The sequence below is a fragment of the Pseudomonas sp. CAU 1711 genome, assembly GCF_039888625.1.
Taxonomy (GTDB): domain Bacteria; phylum Pseudomonadota; class Gammaproteobacteria; order Pseudomonadales; family Pseudomonadaceae; genus Aquipseudomonas.
Genome location: NZ_JBDQQT010000005.1, coordinates 225,078 through 237,311, shown reverse-complemented (window position 1 = coordinate 237,311; position 12,234 = coordinate 225,078). Strand labels below are relative to the sequence as shown.

General features: G+C 61.8%; 18 protein-coding genes. 6 read left to right on the top strand and 12 right to left on the bottom strand.

All coding sequences use genetic code 11. The features are described 5' to 3' along the window. Window position 1: 1 nt before the first annotated feature. Complete coding sequence (locus AAFN46_RS07745) at window positions 2-1,825, bottom strand: DUF1302 domain-containing protein (RefSeq protein ID WP_347808119.1); 1,824 nt, start codon at window positions 1,823-1,825, stop codon at window positions 2-4. 181 nt (window positions 1,826-2,006) lie between these two features. Then, window positions 2,007-2,171, bottom strand: a complete 165-nt coding sequence (locus tag AAFN46_RS07740; RefSeq protein WP_347808118.1) for a hypothetical protein — start codon at window positions 2,169-2,171, stop codon at window positions 2,007-2,009. Window positions 2,172-2,333: 162 nt separating this feature from the next. Between AAFN46_RS07740 and AAFN46_RS07735 the strand changes: the two genes are divergently transcribed. Further along, a complete protein-coding gene (locus tag AAFN46_RS07735) occupies window positions 2,334-3,080 on the top strand; it encodes a transporter substrate-binding domain-containing protein (protein ID WP_347808117.1) in 747 nt (248 codons plus the stop codon). A 156-nt stretch (window positions 3,081-3,236) separates the two neighbouring features. Here the strand turns inward: AAFN46_RS07735 and AAFN46_RS07730 are convergent, their stop codons facing one another. From AAFN46_RS07730 to AAFN46_RS07685, 10 genes are all read right to left on the bottom strand, one after another. After that, window positions 3,237-3,662, bottom strand: coding sequence for a hypothetical protein (locus tag AAFN46_RS07730; RefSeq protein ID WP_347808116.1), 426 nt, complete (start codon window positions 3,660-3,662; stop codon window positions 3,237-3,239). Window positions 3,663-3,766: 104 nt separating this feature from the next. After that, window positions 3,767-4,087: a hypothetical protein gene (locus AAFN46_RS07725; RefSeq protein WP_347808115.1), complete on the bottom strand. Its 321-nt coding sequence runs from the start codon at window positions 4,085-4,087 to the stop codon at window positions 3,767-3,769. An 83-nt stretch (window positions 4,088-4,170) separates the two neighbouring features. Continuing rightward, window positions 4,171-4,596: an arsenic resistance N-acetyltransferase ArsN2 gene (gene arsN2 / locus AAFN46_RS07720; RefSeq protein ID WP_347808114.1), complete on the bottom strand. Its 426-nt coding sequence runs from the start codon at window positions 4,594-4,596 to the stop codon at window positions 4,171-4,173. A 44-nt stretch (window positions 4,597-4,640) separates the two neighbouring features. Beyond that, window positions 4,641-4,907: a YdeI/OmpD-associated family protein gene (locus AAFN46_RS07715; RefSeq protein ID WP_347808113.1), complete on the bottom strand. Its 267-nt coding sequence runs from the start codon at window positions 4,905-4,907 to the stop codon at window positions 4,641-4,643. Window positions 4,908-4,944: 37 nt separating this feature from the next. Beyond that, a complete protein-coding gene (locus AAFN46_RS07710) occupies window positions 4,945-5,295 on the bottom strand; it encodes a VOC family protein (RefSeq protein ID WP_347808112.1) in 351 nt (116 codons plus the stop codon). A gap of 66 nt (window positions 5,296-5,361) precedes the next feature. Then, entirely contained in the window at window positions 5,362-5,781 is a 420-nt protein-coding gene (locus tag AAFN46_RS07705) for a DUF1801 domain-containing protein (protein WP_347808111.1), read from the bottom strand. An 80-nt stretch (window positions 5,782-5,861) separates the two neighbouring features. Further along, window positions 5,862-6,248, bottom strand: a complete 387-nt coding sequence (locus tag AAFN46_RS07700) for a RidA family protein (protein ID WP_347808110.1) — start codon at window positions 6,246-6,248, stop codon at window positions 5,862-5,864. Window positions 6,249-6,300: 52 nt separating this feature from the next. Next, window positions 6,301-6,759: a GNAT family N-acetyltransferase gene (locus tag AAFN46_RS07695; RefSeq protein WP_347808109.1), complete on the bottom strand. Its 459-nt coding sequence runs from the start codon at window positions 6,757-6,759 to the stop codon at window positions 6,301-6,303. 624 nt (window positions 6,760-7,383) lie between these two features. Then, window positions 7,384-8,046 carry a hypothetical protein gene (locus tag AAFN46_RS07690; RefSeq protein ID WP_347808108.1) on the bottom strand — a complete coding sequence of 221 codons (663 nt, stop codon included), beginning with the start codon at window positions 8,044-8,046 and terminating at the stop codon, window positions 7,384-7,386. Continuing rightward, entirely contained in the window at window positions 8,039-8,533 is a 495-nt protein-coding gene (locus tag AAFN46_RS07685) for a hypothetical protein (protein ID WP_347808107.1), read from the bottom strand. The genes AAFN46_RS07690 and AAFN46_RS07685 overlap by 8 nt, the downstream gene beginning before the upstream one ends. Window positions 8,534-8,893: 360 nt before the next feature. On the opposite strand from AAFN46_RS07685, the gene purE reads away from it, so the two are divergent. From purE to AAFN46_RS07660, 5 genes are all read left to right on the top strand, one after another. Then, entirely contained in the window at window positions 8,894-9,382 is a 489-nt protein-coding gene (gene purE, locus AAFN46_RS07680) for a 5-(carboxyamino)imidazole ribonucleotide mutase (protein ID WP_347808106.1), read from the top strand. A gap of 13 nt (window positions 9,383-9,395) precedes the next feature. After that, window positions 9,396-10,478: a 5-(carboxyamino)imidazole ribonucleotide synthase gene (locus tag AAFN46_RS07675; protein WP_347808105.1), complete on the top strand. Its 1,083-nt coding sequence runs from the start codon at window positions 9,396-9,398 to the stop codon at window positions 10,476-10,478. Window positions 10,479-10,550: 72 nt separating this feature from the next. Further along, window positions 10,551-10,766 (top strand): GlsB/YeaQ/YmgE family stress response membrane protein, encoded by a 216-nt coding sequence (locus AAFN46_RS07670; RefSeq protein ID WP_347808104.1) that lies wholly within the window; start codon window positions 10,551-10,553, stop codon window positions 10,764-10,766. 55 nt (window positions 10,767-10,821) lie between these two features. After that, window positions 10,822-11,349, top strand: a complete 528-nt coding sequence (locus AAFN46_RS07665; protein ID WP_347808103.1) for a DUF3299 domain-containing protein — start codon at window positions 10,822-10,824, stop codon at window positions 11,347-11,349. Window positions 11,350-11,460: 111 nt separating this feature from the next. After that, complete coding sequence (locus AAFN46_RS07660; protein ID WP_347808102.1) at window positions 11,461-12,216, top strand: transporter substrate-binding domain-containing protein; 756 nt, start codon at window positions 11,461-11,463, stop codon at window positions 12,214-12,216. The last annotated feature ends 18 nt before the right edge of the window (window positions 12,217-12,234 follow it).

Below are 12,234 nucleotides of genomic sequence, written 5' to 3'. Positions count from 1 at the left end.
CTTAGAAGTTGACGCCGAAGCTGAGGGCGAGGAAGTCGCGATCGACGCTCGCGTTGTAATCGCCGCCGAAGAAGTCGGTGTAGGACAGGCTGGCGGTGTAGGTATTGAGGTAGTCGGCGTCGAGGCCGACGCTGATGGCCTTGGCGCCCTCGTTGAACACTGGGCCGTAGCCGTCGACGTCGTGCGACCAGGCGAGGTTCGGCTTGAGGTTGATGCCGGCGAACAGGTTGCTGTACTCCAGGATGGCGCGCGTGCGGTAACCCCAGGAGGTGTTGGTGTAGAAGCCGTGGGTGCCGTATTCGCGCAGCGCGGCCAGGTTGGAGGCGCTGCTGCCGTGCGGCGAGCCGAAGATCGAGTCGCGGCCGTAGGCCACCTCGTCGCGGCTCTCCAGGCCGCCGATGCTGGTCAGGCCGAGTTCGCCGACCAGGGTCAGGCGCGAGGCGCCGAGCACCTGGTCGAAGAAGTGGGTGAGGCTGGTCTGCGCCTGGGTGACTTCCTTGCGGTTGTAGCCCTTGAGGTACTGGTCGCCCTGGGCCATCGCGGCGGCCACGCCGGCGGCGCCGCCACCCGCGGCGGCGAAGGCGCCGGCCGGCACCCGGGCCAGCTTGCCGGTCATGTCGGTGCCGTTGATCTGCAGCGGCATGTTCGGCCGGTAGCTGAGCTCGCCGGCCCAGGCGGTGCCGGTGGGCAGGGTGGTGGAGAAGCTCAGGCCGTACAGGCGGATGTCCTCGGGATACTCGGCGAAGTAGCGCCCGGTGCCGAGCAGGATCGGCTGGGCCAGCGCGCCGCCGGCGGTGGTGAAGGCGTTCTGGATGTCGGTCGCGGAGCCGGTGGCGAAGCTGACGTTGGGCGTGCGGCTGTGGTAGTTGAGGAAGTAGGCGGCGTACTCGGTCTCGTCGCCCAGCCAGCGCAGGGCCATGCCCCATTGGCCGGAGTCGCGGGCGTCGCGGTCGCCGCCGCGCGGCACGACCAGGCCCTCGTCGAGCACCGTCACGCCGCGGCTGGCGAGCAGCGCGCCCATGCCCTGCAGGGCGCTCACCGTGGTCGCGTCGAGGATGGTGTTGTTGGTGTCGCAGCCATCGGCCAGCACGTCGCTGCTGGCGAAGAAGGTGCCGCAGTTGTCGGCCACCGTCTGATCCCACTCCAGCTGATAGAACAGCTCGGCCGAGAGCTGGTCGGTGATGGTCTGCGAGAGGTAGAACATGTTGACCGGGATCAGGCCCTCCTTGATCTCCGCGCCGGGGCGGCGCAGGGCGGCGGCATCGACCGGGTTGATGGCGTTGATGCTGTTGCCGATGAAGGTGCTCTCGCCCCAGCTCACCACCTGCTTGCCCAGGCGCACCGAGCCGGGCATCTCGCCGATGGCGTAGTTGTGGTAGACGAAGGCGTCGAGGATCTCCGCGCCCGAGGCCTGCGCCGCCTGTTTGCGGTTGTGATCGTCGATGTCCTTGAACAGGCGGCTCTCGTCCTTCAGCTCGAAGTCGTACCAGTACTTGCCGCGCACGAATACGCCGCTGTCGCCATAGCTCAGCTGCAGGTCGTGGATGCCCTTGAAGATCTTCGAGAAGGTCTCGCCCTTCTTGAAGTTGAGGCGGCCGTCGTCACCGGTCTGGGTGAAGCCGCTGCCGCCATTGGCGGAGCCGATCAGGTCCGGGTCGGCGCTACGCATCGACCAGCTGGCGCCGACCGAGAGCGACGAGTCGAGCTGGGCGTCGATCTCGCCGATATTGAAGTTGATGGCCTGGGCCGGGGCGGCGGAACCCAGGGCGATGGCCAGGGTGAGGGTGTGCGGCTGGAAGATTCCGGGCCTTTTTATTCTTGTCATGAGGCTCTCCGTGGGTGGGTGCAACTGGCAGCACCCTAACCAGCGGATGACAGGCGCATAAGCGCACCAAGGACGTATTCGCCCTGTCGCTCGAAGGTATGAATGGCCCGCCGTGGCGGGCCTCGCGCGGGGCTAGAAGCCCCGTGAATGGTCGATCATCGATCTGACCGAGGATGGCGGGTCATTGCCTGCTGATCAGCGGGCAGACGATCAGCTGATAGCAGAACACCGTGCCCTGGGCGGGCTCGAAGGACTCGCCGGCTATGCTCGGCAGCTCGTCGTGGCGGGGGCTGCCGGCGCAGCCGCTTAGGGCGCACAGCAACAGGAAGGCGAGGGCGGGGCGCATATTGAAATCCTTTTCAATCGACGGGGCGCGGATTGTACGGCAAGTGAGCACATCTGGACGGGCCTGATCGACATTCCCGGCGCCCGTCCGGCCGCTGCCGCTCCGGTGCGCCGCGAAGGGGCTAGAGTGATGGAGCCCCGCTGTCGCCATGCGAGTCGTACCATGCCCGCGAGAGTCCTGCCGATCCTGTTGCTCCTGTTGTTGGCCATGCGCTTCGCCCAGGCCGAAGTCTTCATGGTCTACGGCTCCCACGATGGCTTTCCCAAGTACTACGAGGAGAACGGTACGGCCAAGGGCATAGTGGTGGACATCACCCGCCAGTGCCTGGACGAGATGCAGCTGCCTTACCGAATCCAGCTGCTGCCCTGGGCGCGCGCCTACAGCCTGAGCGAGCGCGGCGGCGGCGCGGTCATCGGCCTGTCCAAGAGCCAGGAGCGCCTGGCCCTGTTCGACTTCTCCGAGCCGATCTTCACCGAGCGCGTCGTGCTGGTGGTCAAGCAGGGCCGGGAGTTCCCCTACCGGGGCATCGCCGACCTCAAGGGCAGGCTGGTCGGCGTGACCACCGGTACCAGCTATGGCACCGCCTTCGACCAGGCGGTGAACGATGGCGCCCTGACCCTGGTCGGCTTCAACGACACCCGCAGCGGCCTGGCCATGCTCCATCACGAGCGCATCGACGCCATCCTCATGGGCTCCAGCGTGGATATCGGCAAGCTGGCGGCGGGCAGTCCGAGCCTGCAGGGCAGTGCCTTCGGCGTCCTGCCGGTACCCTTCAAGACCGACAGCAAGTACATGGGCATCGCCAAGTCGCTGCGCATGGGCTGGTTCCTCGAACGCTTCGACCAGTGCCTGCAACGCGGCTATGCCTCGGGCGAGTTCGAGGCCATTGTCTACCAGTACAGCAACTGAACGGCGGCGCCGTAGCTAGGCCGCCGTGCTTGCTGGTGCTGGGCGTCTACATGGCGCCGTTGTGCCCACGGCAGTGAGGATCGCGCCTAGCGGGGGGGGGCAGGCGCATGGGATGCATGGCCTTAAGCTCGACTCGGCGAGCGCTTCAGGCCACGCTCAGAGGGAAATTTCAACCTTGTCGATCTTCCAGCCGTTCTCGTCAACGAGCCAGACGTTCTGTGTCTCCGGCTCCGTCGAAGTGTTGCCGCAGATATCAGTCTGGCTGTAGACCAGATGAGCCGTGTCGCCAGCGACGGTTTCTTGCTCTAGGTGAATCTCTTTGCACCGGGCGACCGACTTGGATACATCGAGATAGAGTCGAACCACATCCTCTTTTGTCTTGCTCGTTGCCTTCATGAGGCTGAGGATCTTGGCGTCAAGCTCGCGGTTCTTTCGCGATGAGTAGAAGCGAGCATCCTCTTCGAGGGTGGTGATACCGGCGGCGGTGCTCTCGTTATAGCGCTCGTAGAATGCGCTTGGGCTTTCTTCGTTTTGGCATCCTGTAACAGAAGCAAGCAATGTCAGCATGAAGAGGTGGCGCATGGTTGTTCTCCCTGGCGTTTGGTGAAGGGCTACGTCTGGCCCGCTCCGCGTGAACATGACGAGCGACTGAGTGCCCTGCCCGGTTCAGCTCTCGATAATGTCTGTTACCTCCCTTGCCGTCCCGTCTGAATCCCGCCCCGGTTCATCCTGTTACATGTCGGGCACCGATATATGACGTCGTACTCACCATCCACTGGCGACTCTTCCATTGCGTAAGCCATCAGCCGGCTGCACTGCTCGCACCAGCGGGCCCTGTTCTTCTTCAGATAGAAATAGGCCGCGCCGAAAGCGAAGATCGAGAGGCATAGAATTTCGACGATCCCTAGCGAGCCGCCATGGCGCCAGGAGAAGTAGCCCGCGAAGCAGCAGGCGGCCACGGCGCCGACCTCGATAATGTCTTCCCTGAGCACGAAGGTCAGTTTCATAAGGTCAGTCGATTCGCCAATCGGGTTCAGTCGGCAGGCGGTTCAGCTTTCGGCTCGCGACAGGAGCCGTGGTGAATGCCAGGTCAGGCGCGCAATTCCTTGACCATAAAGGCTGATGAACTGGGGCACAACCCGGAGAACTGGCTGCTTGCGGCGATAGCGGCGGGGGCCTCCAAACGGTTGGCAACCTGGTAGCCATGCGCCGCGAAGTACTGTTGCGCCGTGGTGGTCAGCAGGTAGAGGGCGCTGACACCCAAGGCGGCCGCCTGCTGCTCGGCATGGCGGACCAGGGACGAACCCAGGCCCTTGCCCCGTTCGGACTCCGCGACCGCCAAGGAGCGCAGCAAGGCGGCCGCGCCAAACACCTGGAGGCCCACGACCCCCAGAGGCCGCTGCGCGGAGCCCGCAACAAACAGCAGGACTTCGGTGCCAGCCTCCAGGTCCGAGGTCGGTAGATCGTTGTGCTGCAGTAGTGCGCCAATGTGGCTATTGAAGGGTGTGGATCTCATGGCATCTGACGCCTGGTAAAGGGATGGCGTGGAGCGCGCAGCGACTAAGAACCGGCATGTGCAGGCCGTGGCGGCCGGTAAGCCATCTTCATATAGACATCGCCGCGCGCGAGCTCGTCCAGCATCTGTGCCAGGCGCTTCTGCTGTGTTCCGGGCATCTTCGCTCTGGTGATCCATCCAATGTAGTCATTGCGTTGGTAAGGCGGCCGAGAGGCGTAGGCAGCTTCCAGCCCTGCGGCTTTCAGCGCCGCGCCTACGAACTCAGGCATTGGATGGAGGGGGCGTTTCAGGCGGGATGCGGAGTCATCCATGGTCGTCTCCAAGCGGTACCGGCTTCAGTGAACTCGACTATTCATGCTGGAGAATGTTGATGAGCCTGCCTAGCGGGTCCCTGACATAGAACCGGCGAACTCCCCAGGGCTCACTGACGGGGCCATACTCCGTGGGAATCTCACCCTTTTGCACTCGCCGCCATGCCTCATCGAGATCGTCCACCTCGATGGACAGATCCGGCACCGGCGTGCCGGAGCCCCCTTGGCTCGCGAAGCTGACCTGCACCGCCATTTCGCTGGCGCCGGCATAGGTACGAATCCAGCCATGATCCATGACCAGTTCAAGGCCTAGGATATCCCGGTAGAAGCCATCCACCGCCGATGGTTCGGGCGCCGCAATGTTGGCAATGATTCGCTTGACTCTCATATGCCCTCCGGTGGCACTTGTGCTGCCGACAGCATTTCTGGGGGCCCGGCTAGGCGGAGTGCGGACTCAATTGACCTTGCTCCACCCGGGAAGATGCAGCGCCTGTTCGAGCCATGACCTTATCAATGGTTCGTCGAACTCGGACTCATCGTGCACGTCGATGCGCCGTCCCTGTGTGTATCCGCTATTCCACGGGCCTGACATTTTCGCTACCGGCGGCTCGGGATTGAGTTCCGTTCCGGCAATAAAGCCGATCCCGACCTTATCCTTGAACGACCAGATCGCGACGATCCATCCCTGATCTGGCGTGCCATAGAAGGGAATGCCGAGCGGTTGCGAAGGCTTCCGCCACTTGATCCCTCTCCGCACATTGGGAACGATCTCCTCAATCAATCCGTCCATGCGCTCTACAATCGGTCGGTGTTCGGGCTTCACGCCCGCGATCCAAGCCTGTACACCCGCCGCGCCATCCCTTTCATCGCTCATTTTCACAGCTCCATGTCAAAGTTATCGACCATCTAACCTCTGAGGTAGGCCTAGCCATAAAGTGGCTTCGGCTTGAAACACTACATAGCCGCCATGGCCTCGACCTCGAGTTTCCACTTGGGGTCGAGCAACTGGCAACAAACAACGGTGGAGGACGGCTCATAGGCCCCCAAGTGCTTGATGCGCATACGTACGTTGGCCTCGTCGTATTTGGGGTCGGCGAGGTAAGTGCGCAGAGAGACTAGGTGACTCATGTCCATTCCAGCGGAATGCAGCAGAGTGCGAATGTGCCCCCAGATAATCTCGGCCTGCTCTTCGAATGACTCTGGCATGGTTACGCCGTCTGCCATATAGCCATTGAGGCCGCTGATGATAAGTAGCCGAGAGTCACCGCGAATCTCGGTGGCATGACTATAGCAGCGATATTGCGGGAACAGGGCTGCGGGGTTGTGCTTGATTATGGGCATTGCATGTTTCTCCTGCGAGTCACGAAGATGCCTGGATCAATCTGACGCCTGGTTAGATAAGTTGCAGCTCCATGAAAACGCTGTTCGGGTCTGGTCTATAGCTGCCAAAGGCGCCGCAGTATGTGAAGCCATGCTTCAGATACAGGCGTCGCGCCGGCTCGAAGAACTCCATTGAGCCGGTTTCTAGCTTTAGAGAATGGTACCCGCGGTGCTTGGCGGTGATTATTATGTGATCTAGTATCTCTGACCCGAACCCTTTCCCTCTGCAAGAGCTGCAAATCCGCATGGATTTAATTTCTCCGCTGTGCGGGTCTATTTCTTTCAGGGCGCCGCAGCCAATCAGGGTTCTATTGTCGTAGGCGGACCAGAAAGTAATTTCTGGCGCCTTAAGCCCGCTTATATCTAGTGCGTGCTTGCTTTCTGGTGGCGAGACGGCCCGCATATCCTTTATGTGATCTTCCAGAAAGGATGTGATTTCTGAGCTTTCGAGGTTGTCGATTTGAATTTCCATATTCGAGCCATCTCCTTGCTTGGCGATTAGTCTAAGGGGTGGGCCTCGGCCCGCCCGAGTGAGCGACTTGAGCCAATTGTTATGTAGCGCTCGTTGCGTTCAAGAATTCAATGGTTGCGATGTAAGTTAGTACGAATAGCGGGATGTTTGATAGGGCAAACAGTAAGAATCTGATTTCAATTTTATTTATTAGTGCCTGTAGCAGGCTATGCGCAACTCTTAGGAGGACGTACATCCAGGCAAAAAGCAAGCATGCCTGAGACTGAGTGCCTAGCAAGGATAGAGAGATTGCTAGCGCATAGAATACTGTTGGCTGTTCCAGTAAGTGGTTGTAGTTATCAGCTTTCCAGCGTACATGCGGAGGAAGCAAAGACATCTGCTCACCTCGTGGGGCGTTTGGATCAGGTTTCATGCGCGCGGCACGTATAGCAGGCAGCCGCGTAGCGTACATCCATAACCACATCACCATCGTCCACGCAACCAGTGCGATAACTGGACCAATTAATTGCACTGATGTTGTCATGGAAGTCTCCGTATTTTTCAGAAAGGTTTAGTGATGCATAGCGTTGGACGTAACCGGCTGACGAAAAGTTCAGCTTTTTGGCAGTCCGGTTGAAGGACTTGTTATGCATCGTTCTTTGGCTCAACTTTCCATGTCATGCGATTACGCGACCCTCCTTCCACCTCAAAGTGCTGAACTCGACACCGCTTGTCTGCAGGGTGCTCCACGATGGCCACATGATCCAGCGATAGATCTTTGGCAATGATGTAGCAAAATCGCCCCATGTATGGTTTGCCGACCAAGTGATCACAGTCACCGTACTCAGCGCCGCAGATTGAGCATTCTTGCTTTCCCACAATCATTCCAGAACTAATGAACACTTGAGGCGGAAATACAAGATGCTCTATCGCCTCTAACTTCCGGTTGTGTTCTACGAGGTGTGCAAATCCAGCGTGTGCACGAACTGCATCAACCGAAGCCATCTGAGCCGTAACCAATTCGTCCCATGCAGCATCTGGTTTGCCCTCTTTCAACAACAGCCACATCCTTAGTTCCGCGACCAGAGCCGATGAGACACAAGTGCACCCAAGCAATAGGTTCGCATAATCTTCATTTTCATTCTCGATGGCAGTCGCCATTTCGGAGGAAATTGACTCACGAAATGCCATTAGGTTTTCAATGGCTTCCTGTTGCAAGGTGCTGTCTCTGGCAATAGAGAGAAATACTTCGGCTTCTTTTACCTTGGTGTTGAACGTGGAAATGAACGGGGAAAGATTGTTATTCATCTGAAGCGGTCCTAATGACTTCCGGCAAATCCTTCAATCCCTCTGGCGGACCTTTGTAAGTTACCTTCTTGCAGACTTTGCTTTTTGTTCGCTCTACCACAATATCCATTTGCACCTGATTTTCACCGCTCATGCCCTTAAAGAAATCGGTGGCATAGTTTGCAATGACGCTAAGCGCAACTGATAAATAGGAGGCGTTTTGCGAGAGCACACCGGCAGACACAAACAGCGTTGGAGCCACCCACTCGAAGGCATTGTTTTGGATATAGGAAGGGCGTTGCTCCTTGGAAAGCAATTCGTCTAATGGAACATTAGATGTTCTCAATAGCGTCCTGACAGTCGCGCTTTCAGAAACCTGGCGAAAGGTGGAAATATCGGACGCCGTTTCAAAGTTGGACGGGAGCAAAGCCAACCCAGTCGGACTGAGGCAACCTAAGTCGCTAATCCGCTGACGAACGTCGATGTATTCAGAGATGGTTGTAGTCATAGCGTGGGGCAACCTTGAGATGCATAACTAGTGTTTATGCGACATGCCTATGGCTAGGTTTTCGGCAGTCGAAGCAGAAGCGAGGGGCATGCGGATTTCCTTCTCCGTGCAGGGGATGATCGCAGTCTGCCCGAGGGACATAGCGGCCTCAAGCGGGGTGGGTGTCCTATAAACAGTGGGGTAGGAGGTCAGCGAGAGGCTGACAAACGGTTGCGGCAAAGGCGCGACTCCCGTGGCTTTGCGGTATACTGCGCCGCCTCCGGGCCACCCTGGCCCGTACCCTCCCATGACAAGCCACGCCGATTGCGTGGCTTGTTGGTTTTTGTCGCGCCACAAGGCGCCCGAATATGAGGCATGACGATGAGCGCACTGGTTGGCGTGATCATGGGTTCCAAGTCCGACTGGAGCACCCTGAGCCACACCGCTGAGATGCTGGACAAGCTGGACATTCCCTACGAAGTGCAGGTGGTGTCCGCTCACCGCACCCCGGATCTGCTGTTCCAGTATGCGGAGCAGGCTGAGGGGCGCGGCATCCAGGTGATCATCGCCGGCGCCGGTGGCGCCGCCCACCTGCCGGGCATGTGCGCGGCCAAGACCCATCTGCCGGTGCTGGGTGTGCCGGTGCAGTCCGCCGTGCTTTCCGGCGTCGACTCGCTGCTGTCTATAGTGCAGATGCCAGCCGGCATTCCGGTGGCCACCCTGGCCATCGGCAAGGCCGGTGCGGTCAATGCCGCGCTGCTCGCCGCGAGCATCCTCGGCCACCAGCACCCGCAATTCCACGCCAAGCTCAAGCAGTTCCGCGACGAGCAGACCCAGACCGTGCTGGACAATCCCGACCCCCGCTCCTGACTGGAATGATGAGATGAAGATCGGCGTAATCGGTGGCGGCCAGCTGGGCCGCATGATGGCCCTGGCGGGCACTCCGCTGGGCATGGACTTCGCCTTCCTCGACCCGGCGCCGGATGCCTGCGCCCAGGCGCTCGGCGAGCATATCCGCGCCGACTACGGCGATCAGGATCATCTGCGCCAGCTGGCCGACGAGGTCGACCTGGTGACCTTCGAGTTCGAGAGCGTGCCGGCCGAGACCGTGGCCTTCCTCTCCCAGTTCGTGCCGGTCTACCCGAGTGCCGAGGCGCTGCGCATCGCCCGCGACCGCTGGTTCGAGAAGTCGATGTTCAAGGAGCTGGGCATTCCCACGCCGGAGTTCGCCGACGTGCAGAGCCAGGCCGACCTGGACGCCGCCGTGGCCGCCATCGGCCTGCCGGCGGTGCTGAAGACCCGCACCCTGGGTTACGACGGCAAGGGCCAGAAGGTGCTGCGCAAGGCGCAGGACGTGCAGGGCGCCTTTGCCGAACTGGGCAGCGTGCCGTGCATCCTCGAAGGCTTCGTGCCTTTCACCGGCGAGGTGTCGCTGGTGGCAGTGCGCGCCCGTGACGGCGAGACGCGCTTCTACCCGCTGGTGCACAACACCCATGTCGGCGGCATCCTCAACCTGTCGGTGGCCAGCAGTGCCCATCCGCTGCAGGCCCTGGCCGAGGACTATGTCGGTCGGGTGCTGAACAAGCTCGACTACGTCGGCGTGCTGGCCTTCGAGTTCTTCGAGGTGGACGGCGGCCTCAAGGCCAACGAGATCGCCCCGCGCGTGCACAACTCCGGGCACTGGACCATCGAAGGCGCCGAGTGCAGCCAGTTCGAGAACCACCTGCGCGCGGTGGCCGGCCTGCCGCTGGGCTCCACCGCCAAGGTCGGCGAGAGCGCCATGCTCAACTTCATCGGCGCGGTGCCGCCGGTGGACAAGGTCGTCGCCATCGCCGACTGCCACCTGCACCACTATGGCAAAGCGTTCAAGGCCGGGCGCAAGGTCGGCCACGCCACCCTGCGCTGCCAGGACATGGCGACCCTGCAGGCGCGCATCGCCGAGGTCGAGGCGCTGATCCGGGGCTGAGCCCGCGCGGCTCGTGTCGGTCACAACAGGGCGTGCCGGGTGCACGCCCTGTTGGTTTTCAAGGAGCACGCCGTGAGCCTCATCGCCACTCTGTTCTTCGGCCTGCTGGTTGTGCGTTTCATCAAGTCCGGCGCCGACGGCATGGGCTGGAGCATGACCATTGTGCTCGGCATCGGCGGCTCCATCGCCGCCACCTACGGCGGCCAGGCTCTGGGCATCTACCAGGCCGAGCAGGCGGCCGGTTTCGTCGGTGCCGTGGCCGGTGCGGTGTGCCCTATGGCGCGCTGAAGAAAGGCTGAGGGCGCGGGTTACACTGCGCCCTCGTCCCGTCTACGGAGTTGCCATGTCACGCCTGTTCGCCCTCACCCTGCTGTTCTGCTGCGCCCTGGCCTGTGCCGAGCCGGCCGAGTTGGACTGGCCGGAACTGATGCCGGCCGAGGACCGCGCGGCCCTGGAGGCCATGTCGGAAATCAGCCACGAGGGTCTCGAGGCGGCCGGCGACTTCGCCGCGGGGCTCAGGCAGGCCGAGGGGCTGCCTGAGGTGATGTACTCGAAGAAGACGGTGGCGCGCCTGGACGGCCAGAGCGTTCGCCTCGGCGGCTATCCGGTGCCCCTGGAGAGCGACGCCGAGGGGCGCAGCACCCTGCTGTTCTTGGTGCCCTACCCGGGGGCCTGCATCCATGTGCCGCCGCCGCCGCCGAACCAGATAGTGCTGGTGCGCTATCCCGAGGGCATCGCCCTGGAGGATATCTACACGCCGCTGTGGGTCGACGGCACCCTGCGCGTGGAGGCGGTCGACAACGACCTGGCCGAGGCCTCCTATGCCCTAGACGCCGCCAGCGTGCGCCCGGTCGACGAGGACGATCTCTAGCTCAGTCCCTCCGAGCTTGAGCGAACCCCGATTCGGGACAGCGGCCGCCGCTTGACTATCCTTCTGGCAGGGCCACCCCGCCGAGGCGGGAGGTGGCGGGGGGAAGCGCCGATGCGTTCAATCATGCAGTCGAGGCATGTGCGGTTTTGCCGGCTGGCCGCTGGCGTTGCCTCGCTGTCCGCCGTTCTGCAGGTGCAGGCCTGCGAGTACGCGGTGGCCGTGGAGACGCAGTCCTACAGGCCCTATTTCAGCATGGAGAGCGGCCGCTACGAGGGCTATGCCCGCGAGCTGCTGGATGCCTTCGCCGTGACACTCGGTTGTCAGTTCAGCTACCGCCCCCTGCCGATCAAGCGCGCCCATGGCGGTTTCCTGGCCGGGCAGCTGGACTTCCGCTTCCCCGACAATCCCGCCTGGAATGCGGAGCTGAAGAAGGGTTTCGGCGTCCACTACAGCGCCCCGGTCATCGACTTCATCGACGGCCTGCTGGTGTTGCCGCAGCATGTCGGCCGTGGCCAGGGCGCGATTCGCGAGCTGGGCACGCTGCTCGGCTTCACCCCGGCGAGCTACGAGCAGGCCATCGCCAGCGGCGCGATCACCCTGCGCCAGGTGCACAACACCCGCTCCCTGTTGCAGATGGGCCTGCTGGGGCGGGTGGACGCCGTCTATCTCAACCCGGTGGTGGCCCGCCAGGCGCTGGCCGAGATGGGGCGCCCGCAGGCGCTGCGCTTCGACCCCGCGCTGCCGTACCTGTCCGATCACTATTACCTGTCGAGCCTGCGCCACCCGGAGCTGCTGCAGCGCTTCAATGCCTTCCTGCGCGACAGCGGCGAGCTGCAGCGCGCCCTGCGGCGCAAATACGATCTGTGAGAGGCCGGCCCGCGAGGT